The 17,132-nt window shown below is 65.4% G+C and carries 13 protein-coding genes and 2 pseudogenes; 5 read left to right on the plus strand and 10 right to left on the minus strand.

All coding sequences use genetic code 11. The features are described 5' to 3' along the window. The first annotated feature begins 75 nt into the window (after nucleotides 1-75). Nucleotides 76-783, plus strand: a complete 708-nt coding sequence (locus tag BLR51_RS17175) for an HAD-IA family hydrolase (protein WP_089849257.1) — start codon at nucleotides 76-78, stop codon at nucleotides 781-783. Between the two features lie 3 nt (nucleotides 784-786). On the opposite strand, the gene BLR51_RS17180 is transcribed toward BLR51_RS17175, so the two are convergent. The 6 genes from BLR51_RS17180 to BLR51_RS17205 form a co-directional block, all read right to left on the minus strand. Further along, on the minus strand, nucleotides 787-1,677 hold the full coding sequence (locus BLR51_RS17180) for a 2-hydroxyacid dehydrogenase (protein ID WP_089849259.1): 891 nt from the start codon (nucleotides 1,675-1,677) through the stop codon (nucleotides 787-789). Further along, nucleotides 1,667-3,343, minus strand: a complete 1,677-nt coding sequence (locus BLR51_RS17185; RefSeq protein WP_089849262.1) for a dipeptide ABC transporter ATP-binding protein — start codon at nucleotides 3,341-3,343, stop codon at nucleotides 1,667-1,669. Before BLR51_RS17185 ends, BLR51_RS17180 begins: the two co-directional genes overlap by 11 nt. 3 nt (nucleotides 3,344-3,346) lie before the next feature. Then, entirely contained in the window at nucleotides 3,347-4,180 is an 834-nt protein-coding gene (locus tag BLR51_RS17190) for an ABC transporter permease (protein ID WP_089849264.1), read from the minus strand. 10 nt (nucleotides 4,181-4,190) lie between these two features. After that, on the minus strand, nucleotides 4,191-5,201 hold the full coding sequence (locus tag BLR51_RS17195) for an ABC transporter permease (RefSeq protein WP_089849266.1): 1,011 nt from the start codon (nucleotides 5,199-5,201) through the stop codon (nucleotides 4,191-4,193). Nucleotides 5,202-5,207: 6 nt separating this feature from the next. Further along, complete coding sequence (locus BLR51_RS17200) at nucleotides 5,208-6,764, minus strand: ABC transporter substrate-binding protein (RefSeq protein ID WP_089849268.1); 1,557 nt, start codon at nucleotides 6,762-6,764, stop codon at nucleotides 5,208-5,210. An 84-nt stretch (nucleotides 6,765-6,848) separates the two neighbouring features. Next, nucleotides 6,849-8,144 carry an LLM class flavin-dependent oxidoreductase gene (locus BLR51_RS17205; protein ID WP_089849271.1) on the minus strand — a complete coding sequence of 432 codons (1,296 nt, stop codon included), beginning with the start codon at nucleotides 8,142-8,144 and terminating at the stop codon, nucleotides 6,849-6,851. Between the two features lie 286 nt (nucleotides 8,145-8,430). Between BLR51_RS17205 and BLR51_RS17210 the strand changes: the two genes are divergently transcribed. The 4 genes from BLR51_RS17210 (at nucleotide 8,431) to BLR51_RS17225 (ending at nucleotide 12,064) form a co-directional block, all read left to right on the plus strand. Continuing rightward, nucleotides 8,431-9,138, plus strand: a complete 708-nt coding sequence (locus BLR51_RS17210; protein ID WP_089849273.1) for a GntR family transcriptional regulator — start codon at nucleotides 8,431-8,433, stop codon at nucleotides 9,136-9,138. Beyond that, the gene (locus BLR51_RS17215; protein WP_089849275.1) at nucleotides 9,135-10,433 is read left to right on the plus strand and encodes an NAD(P)/FAD-dependent oxidoreductase; all 1,299 of its coding nucleotides are present in this window, start codon (nucleotides 9,135-9,137) and stop codon (nucleotides 10,431-10,433) included. The genes BLR51_RS17210 and BLR51_RS17215 overlap by 4 nt, the downstream gene beginning before the upstream one ends. Nucleotides 10,434-10,552: 119 nt before the next feature. Further along, nucleotides 10,553-10,969, plus strand: a complete 417-nt coding sequence (locus BLR51_RS17220; RefSeq protein WP_089849277.1) for a ribbon-helix-helix domain-containing protein — start codon at nucleotides 10,553-10,555, stop codon at nucleotides 10,967-10,969. 24 nt (nucleotides 10,970-10,993) lie between these two features. Further along, nucleotides 10,994-12,064 (plus strand): extracellular catalytic domain type 1 short-chain-length polyhydroxyalkanoate depolymerase, encoded by a 1,071-nt coding sequence (locus BLR51_RS17225; protein ID WP_089849279.1) that lies wholly within the window; start codon nucleotides 10,994-10,996, stop codon nucleotides 12,062-12,064. A gap of 46 nt (nucleotides 12,065-12,110) precedes the next feature. Here the strand turns inward: BLR51_RS17225 and BLR51_RS17230 are convergent, their stop codons facing one another. From BLR51_RS17230 to BLR51_RS27185, 4 genes and pseudogenes are all read right to left on the minus strand, one after another. Then, entirely contained in the window at nucleotides 12,111-14,081 is a 1,971-nt protein-coding gene (locus BLR51_RS17230; RefSeq protein ID WP_089849281.1) for a calcium-binding protein, read from the minus strand. A 116-nt stretch (nucleotides 14,082-14,197) separates the two neighbouring features. Further along, on the minus strand, nucleotides 14,198-14,950 hold the full coding sequence (locus tag BLR51_RS17235; RefSeq protein ID WP_089849283.1) for a helix-turn-helix transcriptional regulator: 753 nt from the start codon (nucleotides 14,948-14,950) through the stop codon (nucleotides 14,198-14,200). Between the two features lie 605 nt (nucleotides 14,951-15,555). After that, nucleotides 15,556-16,852: pseudogene (locus BLR51_RS17240) on the minus strand (ISNCY family transposase); the annotation flags it as partial. 174 nt (nucleotides 16,853-17,026) lie between these two features. Beyond that, a pseudogene (locus tag BLR51_RS27185) lies at nucleotides 17,027-17,132 on the minus strand (electron transfer flavoprotein subunit alpha/FixB family protein); the annotation flags it as partial.

Raw genomic sequence — 17,132 nt, forward strand, 5'->3', positions numbered from 1 at the left:
CCAAGCATTTGTCCATTGGCGAAACCGGCCCCCCGGCGCAGGATCGGCCAGAGCCTGTCCGCAAAGGAGCCGATCATGGACCTGACCCGTTTCAAACTTCTGAGCTTCGACATCGTCGGCACCTGCATCGATTTCGAACGCGGCGTGCTGGACGGCATCCGCGCCTTCGGCGGGGCCAAGGCCGCCCGCTGCGACGACGACACCATCTTTGCCGCCTATGTAGAGGCGCGGGACCGCCACCATGGCCGCACCAGCGAGGCGTTTGGCGATGTCTACCGCCATGTGGCCGCGCAGCTGGATCTGGAGGCGACGGAGGCGGCGGCCACCGGGTTTCAGGCGGCCATCCTGCGCCTGCCGGTCTTTCCGGATTCGGTCGAAGCGCTGGCCCGGCTGCGCCGCCATTACCGGCTGGTGGCGATGACCAATGCCGACCGCGTCGCCTATAGCTCCTATGCCCACAGCTTGGGTCTGCCATTCCACGACGCGGTGACCTGCGACGAGGCGCTCTGCGCCAAGCCTGATCCGCGGTTCTTTGACTACACCCGGGGCCGCCAGTCCGCCTTTGGCTTCACGCAGGACGAAACCCTGCATGTGGCGCAAAGCCAGCACCATGACATCGGCGTGGCCAAATCGCTGGGCTACAAGACCTGCTGGGTCGAGCGGCGCCATGGCCAGCAGGGCTTTGGCGGCACGCCCACGCCTGCCACCGTGACCACGCCCGACCTGCATGTGACCTCGCTCGCGGATCTGGCCGACCGGGTCGACGCGGCCTTTGCCCGGTAGCGCCTAGCCGATCTTCGCCAGCGCCTTCTGCAGCAGCGCCCGTGCGGCATCGCGGGTCTTGAACCCGGCATGGGCGCTGAGCACGAGGTTGGGACAGCCGAGCAGCGGCGAGCCGGGCGGCAGCGGCTCTGTCTCGAACACGTCGAGCCCGGCCTGCGCCAGATGCCCGGAGCGGAGCGCCGCGATCAGCGCCGACTCGTCCACCAGCGCGCCCCGCGCGGTGTTGACGAAGATCGCGCCCGGCTTCATCGCCGCAAAGGCCTCCTGCCCCAGCAGGCCACGGGTCTGCGGCGTCAGCGCCAGATGCAGCGAGATCACGTCTGACCCGGACAGAACCTCCGGCAGCGGCATCTGGAAGCCGCGCCAGTCTTCGGCAATCTCGGATCGGTTCCAGATCGCCAGATCCATGCCAAGCGCACGCCCGATCCGCGCCATTTCCGCCCCGATGCCGCCGAAGCCGATCAGCCCCAGCCGACGGCCCTGCAGCAGCATGCCCTCGCGCGGGTCCCACTGGCCCGCGCGCAGGTCACGGTCCATCTGCGTCACCCGCCGCGCGCAGTCGAGCATCAGCGCCAGCGCCATTTCTGCCACCGACCGGTCGCCATAGCCGCTGACCGTATCCACGGTAATGCCCCGCGCCGCCGCCGCTTCAAGGTCGATATAGGAACTGGCGCCGGTGCCCAGAAAGACGATCCTGCGCAGCGCGGGCAGACGGGCCAGCAGCGCGGCCCCCATGCTTGTATGGCCGTTGAGGATCACCTCCGCCTCGTGGGCCAGCGCCACCAGCGCCTCCTCGTCGGGGTCGCCCACATGCACCGAGATGCGCGGATCCGGCGGCAGTTCGGCCAGCAGGTCGGCCATCATCTCCGAGGCGTCGATATAGTTAATCCGCATGCGCGCGCTCCGTGCCCGTTCCGCCGTAACCGGCCTGTCCAAAGTTTCGCCCGCCCAAGGAATAGTCCAGCGTTTCCAGCAATGTGCGGGTGTAGTCGCTGGACGGGCTGTCAAAGACCCGCTCGGTCGGTCCCAGTTCCAGAAGCCTGCCGTGATAAAGCACGGCGATACGGTCGCACATGTAGCGCGCCACTTCGAGGTCATGGGTGATGAACACCATCGACAGCTGCTTTTCGCGCTGGATGTCGCGGAACAGATCCAGCACCCCGGCGCGCACCGACACGTCAAGCTTGGACACCGCCTCGTCCGCCACGATCAGCGCGGGATCAAGCGCCACGGCGCGGGCGATGGCGACGCGCTGCAGCTGCCCGCCCGAGAGTTCATGCGGATACCGCTCGCCATGCTCCGGCGCCAGCTGCACCCTTTCCAGCAGCGCGGCGGTCCGGGCGGCGATCTCGCGCGAGGAGGTCACGCCCGCAGCCCGCAGCGCCTCGGCCAGCGAGTCCTTCATCAGCTTGCGCGGGTTGAACGACCCGCCGGGATCCTGAAACACCATCTGCAGCTCCCGCCGGACCGGACGCAGCGCCCGGTCCGAGGCGCGGGTGATGTCCTCGCCGCGAAACAGCAGCGTGCCGCCGCTGGGACGATAAAGCCGCAGCAGCGCGCGCCCCAGCGTGGTCTTGCCAGAGCCGGATTCGCCGACAAGGCCGATCACCTCTCCCTGCCGGATGTCTAGCGTGATGTCGTCAAGCGCGCGGAAGGCGGGGCGCGGCCCGGATGGCGGAAACACCAGCGACAGGTTGCGGATCTGCATCAGCGGCGGCTTGTCCCGCCCGGGCTCGCCCCGGGGGGCGGCGGGGCTGGCCAGCTTGCGCGCCGTGGCGATCAGCAGCTTGGTGTAATCGTGCTGCGGATCATCGAACAGCCTCTGCGCCTCGGCCACCTCCAGCACTTCGCCCTCCCGCATCACCGCGATCCGGTCACATAGCGAGGCGGCCACGGCCATGTCATGGGTGACAAAGATCATGCCCGCGTTCAGCCGCCGCTGGATCTGCTTGAACAGCGTCAGGATCTGATGTTCGACCACCTTGTCGAGATTGGTAGTGGGCTCGTCGGCGACGATCAGATCGGGTTCCAGCGCCAGCACCAGCGCAATCAGCGCCCGCTGCAGCATGCCGCCCGACAGCTGATGCGGATAAAGATCCACCGAGTCCTCGGCGCGGCGGATGCCGACCTCCTGCATCAGCGCCACGGCACGGGCGCGGTAATCGCCGGTGGGCTGCACGCCACCTGCCGCCGTTTCGGCGCGCTTCATCACCTGCCGGAAATGCCAGCCGATGCGCTTGGCCGGGTTGAACGAGCCCACCGGGTCCTGAAAGATCATCGCCATCCGCACGCCGCGCAGCGCGCCAAATGCGGTCTCGTCAAGGTCGTGCAGCGGTGTGCCGTCAAACAGCATCGCCTCCTGCGCGACCTGCGCCGTGTCGGGCAGCAGCCGCAGCAGCGCCATGCCGGTCATCGTCTTGCCGGAGCCGGATTCACCGATGATCCCCAGCGTCTCGCCCCGCTGCAGATGCAGGTCGACGCCGTGCAGAACCTCCTTGCGATAGGCGCCACGGCCAAAGCCCACGCGCAGGCCCTTGATGTCGAGCAGGGGAACAGACATGGCTCAGGCCCTTTCGCGCAGCTTGGGGTCGGTCAGATCCCGCAGCCCGTCGCCCAGAAGGTTGATCCCCAGCAGGGCCACGGAAATGGCCATGCCGCTCATGGTCAGCACCCATGGCGCGCGCGAGAAATATTCCCGCCCGTCGGACATGATGCCGCCCAGCGACGGGGTGGGGGGCTGCACGCCCAGCCCGATGAAGCTGAGCCCGGCTTCCAGAATGATCGCAAAGGCCAGCCCCACCGAGGCCTGCACGAGGATCGGCGCCGAGATGTTGGGCAGGATTTCGGTCAGCATGATCGCCGAAGGGCGGCGGCCCATCAGGCGCGAGGCCTGAATGAACGGCTCTTCGCGGATCAGCAGCGTGGTGTTGCGGGCGATGCGGGCAAAGATCGGCAGATAGACCAGCGCGATCGCGGCGATGATGTTCACCGAAGAAAAGCCGAACAGCACCATCAGCAGCATGGCAAGGATGAAGCTGGGGAAGGCAAAGAGCAGATCCATGATCCGCATCAGCACGCCATCGGTCCAGCCAAGGTGATAGCCCGACAGGATCCCGATCCACGAACCCAGCACCGCCGCCACAAGGATGGCCGCGAAGCTGATGGTCAGCGACACCCGTCCCCCCAGCAGCACGCGCGACAGCACGTCGCGCCCGAAACTGTCTGTGCCAAAGGGATGGGCAAGGCTTGGCGGGGCAAGGATGGCCATAAAATCCATGTCCTCGGGGCCATAGGGGATCAGGGCCGGGCCGATCAGCACCGCCAAGGCCACGATCAGCACGATAAGCAGGCCGACCATGCCGGTGCGGTTCTGCATGAAACGGCGGAAAGAGGTCATGCGGGGGCTTTCATCTCACGGTCTGTTTGGGATCGAGCAGGGCGCAGATCATGTCGACGGCGATGTTGACCACCAGCACGATGACAAGAAACACCACGGTGCAGGCCTGCAGCACGGTATAGTCGCGGGCAAAGGCGCCATCGACCATCAGCGAGCCGATGCCGGGAATGCCGAAAATCCGCTCCACCACCACCACGCCGCCAAGGATGTAGCGGATCTGCAGCCCCACGATGGTCAGATAGGGCACCATCGCGTTGCGCAGCGCAAAATGCAGGATCACGAACGGGCGCGGCAGCCCGAAGGAACGCGCGGCGGTGACATAGGGCTTTGACAGGGTCTCGATCAGCACCGCGCGCAGGGTGCGGGCAAAGACCGCCGCCATAGGCGCGGCAATGGCGAGCGCGGGCAGGAACGCCGCGTGCAGCGCCCCCAGCAGGCTGTCGCCGGGCGCCACATAGCCGAAGGCCGGAAACAGCCCCAGCCCCAGCGACAGGCCGAAGATCAGCACATAGCTCATCCAGAAATCCGGCATGGAGATGCCGAAGACGGCGATGGAGGTGGCGATGGTGTCGGTGGCCTTGCCCCGGTTGAGCGCGGCAAGCGTGCCCAGCACCAGCGACAGCACCACGGCAAGAAACAGCGCGAAAAGCCCCACAAAGACGGTCGCGGGCAGCTTCTGCAGCACCAACTCACCCACGGGCATGCCGCGCGCCACCGCCAGCGACTGGCCCAGATCGCCCTGGAAGAAGCCAAGGAGCCAGCGCAGATACTGCGCCATCAGCGGCGCATCGAGCCCGTATTCGGCGCGAAAGGCCGCGATGGCTTCGGGGGTCGCCTGTTCGCCAAGTGCGGCCAGCGCCGGATCGCCCGGCGCCGCCTGAATGGTAAAGAACACCGCCGCGGTGCCCGCCAGCAGCACCAGCCCCCCGCTCAGCAGCCGCTTGAGAAGATAAAGCGCGACGGGCCCCCAGCGGTCGCTGAGGCTGGAGGCCTTTGGCTGCGTGCCAAGCAGGTCGGACATGCCTGCTTAGCCCAGCTTCATGCTGCGGAACTGGTCGGCGAAATTGGAATAGGGTCTTTGCACGAACCCCTCCAGATCGGCGCGCAGCAGATTGTGGATGTTGGAGCAGAAGCAGGGGATCACCGCCATTTCTTCCATCGCGATGGCCTCGGCCTTCTTGTAGAAGTCCGGGCGCTTGGCGGGATCGGTCTCAGCAAGGCCCTGCGCCGCCAGCGCGTCCACCTCGGGGTTGGAATAGCCCTGAAAATTGCGCCAGCCGGTGGTGGTCAGGATGTCGCCCACATATTCGTCGGCATCGACCATGCCCAGCCATCCCCAGACGCCCGCTTCGAAATCGCCGGATTTCTGCCGCGCATAGGCGGTGTTGGCATCGGTGACCTCGACCGTCAGCTTGGTGCCAAGCGTCTGGTTGACCTGTGCCACAAAGATCTCGGCAAACCGTTTCCACCAGCCGCCGGACCATGTGATCACGCCGATCTCGATCTCTTCGGGCTTGTATTTGGCCTTGGCCATCTCTGCCTTGGCCGCCTCTGGATCATAGCTCATGTAGGGGCGCGGCTCTTCGGAATAATAGGCTGCAAGCTGCGGCGGCAGCAGCCCCTGCGCCGTCACCCCTTCGCCAAAGATCACCGCCTGCACCATCGCCTCGCGCTGGAAGGCCATGGAGAAGGCGCGGCGGACATGGATGTCGTCGAAAGGCGCCTTTCTGAGATTGACCGAGATGAAGCGGGTGTTGAGCCCGGGCTGGCGCAGCACCTTGATGGCATCGTCCTTCATCAGCACCGACACGTCGGCGGCGGGGGCGGTCGAGGTCATGTCGATCTGCCCGCCCTGCAGCGCCGTCACGCCAGAGGCTTCCTCGGCGATCAGCGGCACCTCGATGGTCTCGAAGGTCGGCGCGCCCTCGAAATACTCGGAATGCGCGGTCAGGGTCAGCCCCTCGCCAGAGCGCCAGTCGGTGACCTTGTAGGCACCGGTGCCCACCGGCATGCGCGAATAGGCCTCTTCGCCCATGGATTCGAACGCCGCCTTGGAGATGATCTGCGTGCCGGTGCGCGCATTGGTGAGAAAGGTCAGCAGCGGCGCATAGGGACCGTCAGTCAGGATGCGCAGGGTCAGCGGATCCACCACCTCGACCGATTTGACCTTGGCCAGCTTGCCCGCGTTCGGCGAGGCGGTCTCTGCCGCCATCACCCGGTCGAAGGTGAATTTGACATCTTCGGCGGTCAGTTCGCTGCCGTCGTGGAATTTCACCCCCGGTTTCAGCGTGAATTCATAGCCGCCCCCCTCCAGCGGCGTCACCGTCTCGGCAAGGTCGGGCACGATGTTCATCTCGTCGTCAAAGGTCATGAGCCCGTTGAACACGCCCCAGATGACGTAGAATTCGGGGATCAGCGACGCCTTGGCGGGGTCAAGCGAGTTGATGACGTTGTAGCCGGTGATCGCGGCGGTCAGCGTGGTCGACTGCGCCAGTGCGGCGCGGGGCGACAGCGAAAAGGATCCGGCGAGGGGCAGGGCGCTGATGCCCTGCAACACGCGGCGGCGCGAGATCTGGTTGGTCATGGCAGGTTCCCTGTTGGTTGCTGGCCCTTGCGGCCTTTTTTGATGGTCGTGCTGCCGGGGGGCGCGCCTCCGGCAGGGCGGGCCTCAGCCGAGGCCGAGGTTCTGGCGCAGCGTGGCCCCTTCGTAGTCCGTGCGGAACAGCCCGCGCCTGCGCAGTTCGGGCAAGATGAAGCGGCTCATGTCCGCCATGCCCTGTGGCAGGATCGGCGGACAGATGTTGAACCCGTCCGCCGCGCCGGTTTCGAACCAGTGCTGCAGGTCGTCCACGACGGTTTCGGCGGTGCCGATGATGTAGCGCCCGGTAAAGCCCGCCGCGGCGCTTTCATAAAGCTGGCGGATGGTCAGGTTTTCGGCCTTGGCCTTGGCCAGAAGCCCGCTGCCGATGGTGATCCGGCCCTCGAACAGATGTTCGGGCAGCGGCCCGTCAAGGTCATGGCCGGAGAGGTCACCGCAGAAGGTGTAAAGGATGTTGAGCCCGGCCAGCGGGTCGATCAGCGCCTGAAGCTCGTCAAACCGCGCCTGCGCCTCGGCCTGCGTCGCGCCAGTATAGATGGTGATGCCGGGCATGATCAGCGGCGCGTTGTCCAAGCGCCCGAATTCGGCCGCCCGCGCCTTCAGATCGGCATAAAACGCCCGCGCCTCCTCTACCGTCTGCGACACGGAATAGACCACATCGGCATGTTCGGCGGCGATGTCGCGGCCTTGGTTCGATGCCCCCGCCTGTACGATCAGCGGACGGCCCTGCGGCGTGCGGCAGGAATTGAGCGGGCCGCGCACCTGAAAATGCGGGCCGCGATGGTCCAGCACATGCAGCTTATCCGGATCGTAGAACTGGCCGCTTGCCTTGTCATGGGTGAAGGCGTCCGCGTCCCAGCTGTTCCACAGCCCCTTCACCACCTCGACAAATTCGGCGGCGCGGCCATAACGCGCCTCGCGCGGCAGGTTCTCGGTGCGGTTGAAATTCAGCGCCTCCTGATCCGACCAAGACGTGACCACGTTCCAGCCCGCGCGCCCGCCCGAGATATGGTCCAGCGAGGCGTATTTGCGCGCGATGTGAAAGGGTTCGTTATAGGTGGTGGAGGCGGTGGCCACGAGCCCGATGTGATCGGTGCTGCCCGCCAGCGCCGCCAGCAGGGTCAGCGGTTCAAGCTCGGCATTGCGCATGTCATGGCTCAGCGCGCCCTCGGGCTGGTCGGTGCCGCGCACGGCAACGCCATCGGCGAAAAAGATCATGTCCAGCTTTTCGGCTTCGGCGGCGCGGGCGATGTCGCGGTAGCTGCGAAAATCGACGTTGCAGCCGGGCACGTAATCGGGATGGCGCCACGCGGCGACGTGGTAGCCGTGATACCGCATCGAAAGACCAAGACGCATCTTCTTCATGGGGCCGTGTCCTTGCGTGCCGAGTCGGGCGACTCGCATTTCAGTATACGGAATGTGGCCTGAGGAAAGCCGGTCTGCCAATCAAAAAATGCGCTGCACCGGGGCGGAGGATCATTTTCGCCGCGCAAAGGGTGCTTTCTGACCGGGTTTAGGCAGGCAAAACACGACAAAGCACTGGGATTCCCCTCAAGAGCCCGCAGAATGAAAATCGGGCAGGCTCCGACTCCTGCGTTGACGTTTTGGAATTTATGTATACTGAAATTGCGCAGCACCGCAGGAGAGACCCATGCCGGGACCACCCGACATCCCGCCTTCCGCCCCCGATGCGCCCGCTGCGGGCGACGGGCTCAGCCGGGGTGAAGCCGTCTATCAGGGCCTGAAATCGGGCATCCTGCACCACCGGTTCCGGATGGGCGATCCGCTGCGCGAGGAAGACGTGGCCAGCTGGTTCGGGGCCAGCCGCGCGCCCGCGCGCGACGCGCTGAAACGGCTTGAAACCGAAGGTCTGGTAGAGCGGATCGGCCGCAAATACGCGGTGCGCAATTACAGCTACGACGAAATTCTGGTGACCTACCGCATGCGCGCGGCGCTGGAGCATCTGTCGGTGGAATTCGCCATCCTGCGCGCCGATGATGCCGGGATCGCGGCGCTTGGCGCCGAGCTTGCCGCGCAGAAGGCGGTGCTGGGCAATGCCAGCCGGGGCGAGTTTTCCGATCTGGATGCGCGGTTCCATCTCGCGCTGGCGCGGCTGTCGGGCAATGACATGCTGCTGCGCGAAACCGAGACGATCATCAACCGCGCCCGGCTGATCCGGTCCAACGAGCTGGACAAGGACAACGGCCCGCAGGCGGCCTATGCCGATCACTGCCGCATTCATGCCGCGCTGCTGCGCCGTGACGCGGACACTGCCAAGGCCGAACTCAACTACCATTACGCCACCACCGTGCGCCTGCACGAGACGCGGTCGGCGGATGCGCTTGGAGCACGCTCATGAGGTATCAGTCCGACTGCCTTGCCCGCTTTCCGTCCTACTGGCTGGACACCGCCGAAGAGCCGGATCCCGCCACGCCGCTTGACGGCGATGCGCGCTGCGATGTGGCCATCGTCGGCGCAGGCTATACCGGGCTTGCCTGCGCCGTGGGTCTGGCGGAACAGGGGCTGAACGTGCGCGTGCTGGAGGGCGGCTTTGTCGGCTGGGGCGGATCGGGGCGCAATTCCGGATCGGTGATCCGCGGCTTCAAGTCCAGCCGCAGCGATCTGGTGCGCGCCTTCGGGGAAACGCGGGGCAGGGCCATGGCGGGGTTCGGCGACCGGACCGCGGCCTCGGTCTATGACATGGTCGACCGCTTCGGCATCGCCTGCGACCTGCGCCGCACCGGCTGGCTGCTGCCCGCGCATAACGCCGCGGGGCTCGCGCGGACCAAGGAGCGGCACCGCAGCTGGACCGCCGACGGCACCACCGGGCTGGAGCTGCTGGACCGCGACGCGGTGGCGCGGATGCTGGGTTCGGACGCCTATGTCGGCGGCATGATCGACCATGCCTGCGGCGCGCTGCATCCGCTGTCCTATGCGCGCGGCCTTGCCCGTGGCGCCATCAGCCTTGGCGCCAAGGTCCATGGCGAGACGGAGGTGCTGTCGGTGACCCGGCAGGGCGGGCTTTGGGATCTGCGCACGACCCGGGGCACGGTGCGCGCCGACCGGGTGCTGATCGCGGCCAATGCCTATGTCGAGGGGCTGGAACCCCGGGTGGAGCGGTCGATCGCGACCATCCACACCCACATGATCGCCACCGACCCGCTGCCCGCCGATCTGGCCGCGCAGATCCTGCCGGGGCAGCAGACCGCCTCCGACAGCCGCCGCATCCTGTATTACTGGCACCGCGAGCGCGACAACCGCATTCTGTTCGGCACGCGCGGTCTGCTTCACGGGCCGCGCAGCGCCGCCGATTTCGACCATGTCCACCGCGCGCTGCTCAGCATCTATCCGCAGCTTGCCGGGGTGGGGATCAGCCATCGCTGGGCGGGCCGCGTCGCGATGACCAAGGATTTCCTGCCGCATATCGACGAACCCGAACCCGGTCTCTGGGCCGCCTATGGCTATTGCGGGCGCGGCGTGGCGATGGCCACCAGCTATGGCGGCCTGCTGGCGCGCGCCATGCTGTCCGGGGCGGGGCTCGACGGGATCGAGGTGCCGCGCGGCCCGGCGCCGCGCCTGCCGGGGGGCGCGCTGAAATCGCTGGGCATCGTGGGGGCGACCCAGCTTTACAAGCTGCTGGACCTGCTGGACTGACCGCCCCCTCCGGCCAGTGCTGCCGCGCCGGACGCAGGGTCACGCCCGGGATCGCCGGTCCGGGGCTTGCATGCGAGCATTTACCATCCATATACCATCCATACAGATGGAGAACCAAGATGGGCAGCGTCAGCCAGATCCGCGACAGACATCCCGACAGCGAAAAACTTACCCTCAATCTGGGGTTTGTCGATCTTGGCCGTATCGACCTGCTGGTGCAGGAGGGCTTCTACTCGAACCGCAGCGATTTTATCCGCACCGCGATCCGCCGGCAGCTCGACAGCCATGGCGGGGTGGTGGAGCGGTCCATCGAACGGCACAGCATGGAACTTGGCCTGCGCGACATCAGCCGCGCCGAGCTGGAGCAGGCCCGCGACGCTGGCGAGGTGCTGCATATCAAGGTCGTGGGCCTTGCCCGCATCAGCCCCGATGTCACGCCCGAACTTGCCCGGGCCACCATCGGCGCGATCACCGTTCTCGGCACCCTTCAGGCGCCCGCGGACATCAAGAAGGCCTTGGCTGATCGTATCGGCTGACGGCACCTCAGAAGGACGGACCAGATGACAGACTTTACCGCAGGCGCCGGGCGCCGGGCGATCCATGGCGCGCGCGCCGCGCGGCGCGACGCCGCCACCGATCTTGTCACCCGCACGCTGGCGCGGCACGGGCTTGCCTCGGGGCTTGGCGGCGGGGCCAGCCCGCAGACGCTGTCCAGCCCGCTGGCCGACATGGTCGCCCGGTTCCAGCAGACCGGCCGCCCCGCCAGCCCCGCCGCAGCCCTGCCCGATGGCGCAAGCTTTGCCGAAGGCAGCTTCACCTGTGCGGCGGGCACGCGACGCTATCGCAGCTATGTGCCCGCCTCGGCGCGGGACGGGGTCACCGGCCTTGTGGTGATGCTGCACGGCTGCACCCAGACGCCAGAGGATTTCGCCGCTGGCACCGGCATGAACGCGCTGGCCGAAACCCATGGCTTTGTCGTGATCTACCCGCAGCAGTCGCGGGGGGATAACGCGCAGTCCTGCTGGAACTGGTTCAGCCGGGGGGACCAGCGGCGCGACCGGGGCGAACCTGCGATCCTTGCCGGTCTGACCCGCGAGGCGATCGCCCGGCATGGCGTGCCGCAGAGCCGGGTGTTTGTGGCGGGGCTGTCCGCCGGGGCGGCGATGGCGATGATCCTTGGCGCGGGCTATCCGGATCTGTTCCACGGGGTCGGCGCGCATTCCGGCCTGCCGGTTGGCGCGGCCAAGGACGTGCCGCAGGCATTTGCCGCCATGGCCGGGCAGGGGAGTGATGCCGATCCGGTCGGGGCCCTTCCGCGCACCATCGTGTTTCATGGCAGCGCCGACAGCACCGTGCATCCCTCCAACGGCGACCGCATCGAACAGCAGGCGCTGGATGGCGGGACTGCCCAGAGCCTGCAGAGCGAAGACCGGGGCACCGCCAATGGCCGCGCCTTCCTGCGCCGCGTCACCTCTGACAGCAGCGGGGCGGATGCGGTGGAATACTGGCGGATCGAGGGGCTGGGCCATGCGTGGTCCGGCGGCGATGCTGCGGGCAGCTATGCCGATCCGCAGGGCCCCGATGCCAGCGCCGAGATGCTCCGCTTTTTCTTTGCAGGCCCCGCGACATAACCCGCAGCGGCGAAGTCCTTGCCGGAACCCGGCAAGGACGCAGCGGTCAGAACAGCAGAAAATCCTCGCTGGTCAGCGCAAGCAGATCCCGCGTCACCGTGGCGAAATGTACCGCCGCCGCCGCCCCGGTCCCGTCGCTGTCATAGAACAGCTTGCCGGTGTCGGTCTCGTGGATCACGCGGTGCTGCGCCTCCGTGGCCCGGCCCGACCCGTTCTGGGCAAAGGCGTCCTCGCTCAGCACGCCCCGGGGCAGCCCGGCAAAGACCGAGGTCTTGAGCTGGATGACATCCTGCGCCACGTCGAAATCGGTGATGCGGTCCACATTGCCCGCGCCGGGCATGGTGTTGAACACAAAAGCATCCTGCCCCGCGCCGCCGGTCAGCGTGTCATTGCCCTCGCCGCCTTTCAGGACGTTGGCACCGGAATTGCCGGTCAGCTTGTTGGCGCGTGTATTGCCGGTGCCGTTGATGTCGCCCGTCCCGATCAGGATCAGGTGTTCAATATTGGCCCCCAAAGCGAACCCCACCGAGGCGCGCACCGTATCAATCCCGTCCCCGGCTTTTTCGATGATCCGGTCGCCGCCATCGGTGACGTAAGTGTCATTTCCGGCACCCCCCACCAGCGTGTCATTGCCGCCGCCACCTTTCAGCACATTCGCCCCGGCATTGCCGGTAATGTGATTGGCTGACGCGTTGCCGGTGCCCTTGGTGTTGCCGGTGCCGGTCAGGATCAGGTTTTCAACTTCGGGCTGCAGGGTGAAGCTGCCCGCCGCAATGGCCGTGTCCCTCCCTTCGCCCGCATATTCCTCGATCCGGTCAGACTCGGTGACGTGATAGGTGTCATCCCCGGTGGAGCCGAAAAGGTAATCCGCCCCCTTGCCACCATCCAGCACATCGGCATGGGCGCCGCCATAGATCCAGTCCCGGCCTTCGCCGCCAAAGGCGGTCAGCACCGACTGGGAAGGCCCGCCGACAATGACGTCATTGCCCGCGCCGCCACGAATGGTGTGCTGAAACGGCGTGACAGGCGGGACAGAGGCGTAATAGCCGTAAGTCAGATAAATGACGTCATCGCCACTGCCCAGCGTGATCTCGGCATCCATGAATTCGCCCAGATAGATCTGGTCATCGCCGGATCCGGCATCCAGATCCAGAAACCCGGGCAGCAGGTAGCTGTCATCGTAGAAAAGCTGCGCCAGATCGTTGCCGCCCGCCAGATCAAGGATCAGGGTGCCCGCGCTCAGTTCCGTGGCATTGACCAGATCCGCCTGATCGGTCAGCAGCAGTTCGACCGTTTCATCGGCGCGAAAGATGCCACCCAGACCGCCGTCGCCATCGCCCTGACTTGCCAGCCCTGTCCGCCCGAAACTGTCCTGCGTATAGCTCAGGAAATCGCCATAGGTCAGGCTGGATCCTGCGCTTGGCGTATATTCCATGACAAAGCCCGGAGTCTGCGGCGCTGTCGGCTGTCCGTCCGCGGTCAGGCCAGTGTTCCAGTCCACATATTCGATGCGGTTCTGGACCACCATTGCCAGAACCGCATCCAGCTGGGCCGCATAATCCGCAGCAGACGCAGCGATATTGGCATCAAACTGCTGCGCGGCCACGTTGGGATCAGCCGCAACCGCCGTATTGTCCCAGTCCAGCTGCGGGGCCGCGATGCCAAACAGGCGGAAATAGCCCCAGATGTAATCCGGCCCGCCATAAATGCCGGTGAACTCCGTGCTCTCGTCAAACCGGTCCGGCACATCGTCGCCATAGGCATCCCGGAAATAGACATCGCTGGAATTGCTCTGATCCATCACGCCAAAGCTGACCACGCCGGTGGTGGCCTGAGAGGTGGGGGAGGACACCCACTGCTGATAAAAATCGTCGAAATACGTGTAGGTGCCTGCGGTGACGCCATCCTGATAGAACAGGTTGTTGGCCACCGTGTAGCTTGTGTTCTGGACAAACAGATAACTCAGGTTGGCGTGAACGCCGCTGCTGCTGTTTCGGTAATCGAATACATGCGCCATGCTGTGCTCCGGACTCAAAATCACAGGCGGGCCTGCCGGACCGCGCCTGTTTCAATAAGGAATGCGCCCAGCGAAACACGCAGGCTGCGCCGCCGACAAGGTATCAAGTTTGATAATCAGGGGTGCAGAAGCCCGTCACGGACCGCGATCGCCACCGCCTGTTCCCGCGTCCGCGCCCCAAGCCGAAGCCGGGCGCCCTGCAGGTGTTTCGACACGGTGACCGGCTCTATTCCCATGCGATGCGCAATTTCCGCGCTCTGCAGCCCGCGCGCCAGCCACAGCAGGGTTTCGCGTTCCCGCGCGGGCAGCGGGGACAGCATCTGATACCGGCCCGGCGCCGGGGCCTCCTCCGCCAGCAGATCATCCTCGGGGCGCCAGTAGGCCCCTGCGATGGCGGCAACCGCGCAGAGATGCCGCAGCCCTGCGGGAGAGGTCAGAAGCGCGCTCTGCTCGCTGTCATGGGCATAGAACACGAAGCCGCCGGGCCGCTGCCCGCCATAAACGGGCACCAGACAGGCGTGGCGGATGCCGTGATCGGCCAGCACGCCGCGCAGTTTTTCCCCGGCCACAGCCGGGCCTTCAGCCGGGCCGCAGACGACATCCAGATGGTCCGGCGCGGTGGTGCTGGCGCAATGGTGGATCCAGCGGTCCTCGCGATCCGCCTTGGCGCCAAGATAATCCGCGATGAGCCCGGCGGAGGCGGTGGTCCGCACCGACAGCGCATCCAGCGCCTCGCGCCGTCCGGTGCCTGCGGTGAAGGTGGCGAGCCCCGCCTCGGCGAAGATCGCGCGCAGCACCGACCACCGCGCCCGGGGGGTCTGCGCCGCGCGCAGGCGATCATGCAGGTCAAAAGCCATGTCAGCCTGCATCGGCCAGCCCTCCGCGCGCAAAAAGTGGCCCGAGCGCTCGCAGATACCCCATGCGCGCGCCGGTCCCCGTTCTGCCCTAAGGTAGGGTCGCCGCGCAGCGCCGTCAAAACCGTTTGTGCCCCGTCCGTTGTCTGGGGGGGGCGGCCCCCGAGCAGGGACCGCGTTCGGGCAGATGCCTGCGGGCCGGGTTGTTCGGCTGGTGGCAGGCGATGTAAACGCCCTTCAGAAATGTCAGCGGGTTAGCAAAGCAGGTGCGTCACCCGCAGTGCAACGGAAACAAGGCTTTGCAGCCCGGAGACCTCAAATATCGCAGGGCTGAAAAGCCTTGGGGTGGCTAACGGGAAGCGTTTGAGAGCCTGTAAAAGATCCGTGATGTTGCCGAGAAAATCAAAGCGCCCACCATGCATGTTGTGAGGAGGGTGCGAAGGTCGCCTTCGCGCCATGGGAGGTCCGGCCGATACCAGAAGTCGTAAAGGTTCAGGGCAATCAAACCCAAACATACGAGCGCCAAAAGCACGGATATGTAGAAAGCCGCCCGCATGACCGGCTTGATCTTTGTTCTGTTCTGCGGTGTGTGCAATCTTCTTGCCCGCTGTTCCGGATGGCCTGCCTGGTCGCCGCCAGTTCGGCTTATAGCCCATCTTCTCTGAGTTTGTCCAAACCTTTGGCTTTGGCGGCGCGGCGTCCTGCATCTCTTTGATTTGTTCGAGAACCGCGCTCAGGTGCTTGTTCTCGGTGATGGCGGCGTGGGTCACGCGCGGTTCCATGTCGAAAGTTTTGTAGGGCAGGGAGCGGCCTTTGGAACGCACCTCGAAGCGGCCATCCACAAAGGCATAGGTATCTACGTATTTGCCAACCAGACCGCGGGTGATGTCATTCTCTTCGAGCATGATCCGCTTGCGCTCATAGGAGAAGGTGAGCTGCTTTCCGACATAGCGGTTCTCGAGCCAGCACAGCACATCTGCCAGACGATCCGGCGCGACATTGAGCGCGCGGTGCAGGTTGTCCGGCTTGGCCGGGACCTTGGCGAACTTGGCGGTGTGACGCTCTTTGAACCCCTGCAAATAGGCGTTTCCAGCCTCCATGTCTGAAATGCCCGCGAGGCGTAGATCTTTGAGAAGCCGATCCTGAAGCGTCCGGCTGGCGCGTTCGACGCGACCCTTGGCTTGGCTCGAATTGGCACAGAGGATCTCGATGTTCAGCTCGCTCAGCGCCCGACCAAACTGGGTGATCCGCGCGCCGACCTTGGCGTCTTCCTTGGCCACGCGGAACACGGCGTGTTTATCGCTGCGCAACGCGACCGGTCGTCCGGGCTTATGCAGGTAGCTTTCCAGAGCCTCGAAGGAGCTGAACGTGCTTTCGGACTTCACAAACCGCAGCTCCATCAACGTGCTGGTCGCATCGTCGATGAAGACCAGAAATGTGCAGGGCGACGCGCGGTCCTCGAACCAGCGATGGTCCGAGCCGTGGATCTGGATCAACTCGCCAAAGCATTCCCGGCGCAGGCGCGGTTGATGAAACTGGCGGCGCTGTTTGCTGGACAGCCAAAGGCCATCCTCAACCATCCCCTTGCGCACCGTCTCACGCGAGACCTTGACCCCGTGAGTTTGGCCAACATCTCAGCTGCCAATGTCGGCCCGAAGTCCGGATACTGTTCCTTGATGACGCTCAGAGCATAGTCGCGTTTGGCCGCATAGATTTGGGTGTTCGGTGCGCGACCACGGGACTTGTGCCGGATCGCAGATACGCCATCGCGACGATACCGCTGCAACAGCCGGAAGATCTGCCTCATGTCAGGCCCAGCATGTTCGCCGCGTTCTCGACGCTCAGCCGACCATCCTCCACCTGGGCCAACACTTCCACGCGGTTCAACTCGCGCTCGCTCATTATCACCCATACCATATCCGCTCTTCCTCACCACGATTTGCGAGGAGAGTGACACTTCTGAATCGCTCACGGATGACATTATCGCTTTGCGGCTACTGGTAATTCGCGTGTAATCAGAGTTATGTATAATTCATGATGCCGGCGGTCGACGCGTCAGCCCGCCGGAGCGGGCCTTCGTTTTGCGGGCGATCAGATTTTCCGGGTCAGCTCCGGGACCAGCTGGAACAGGTCGCCGACGAGGCCGAAATCGGCGACCTGAAAGATCGGCGCCTCTTCGTCCTTGTTGATCGCCACG

It is taken from the genome of Salipiger marinus (genome assembly GCF_900100085.1).
Taxonomy (GTDB): Bacteria; Pseudomonadota; Alphaproteobacteria; order Rhodobacterales; family Rhodobacteraceae; genus Salipiger; species Salipiger marinus.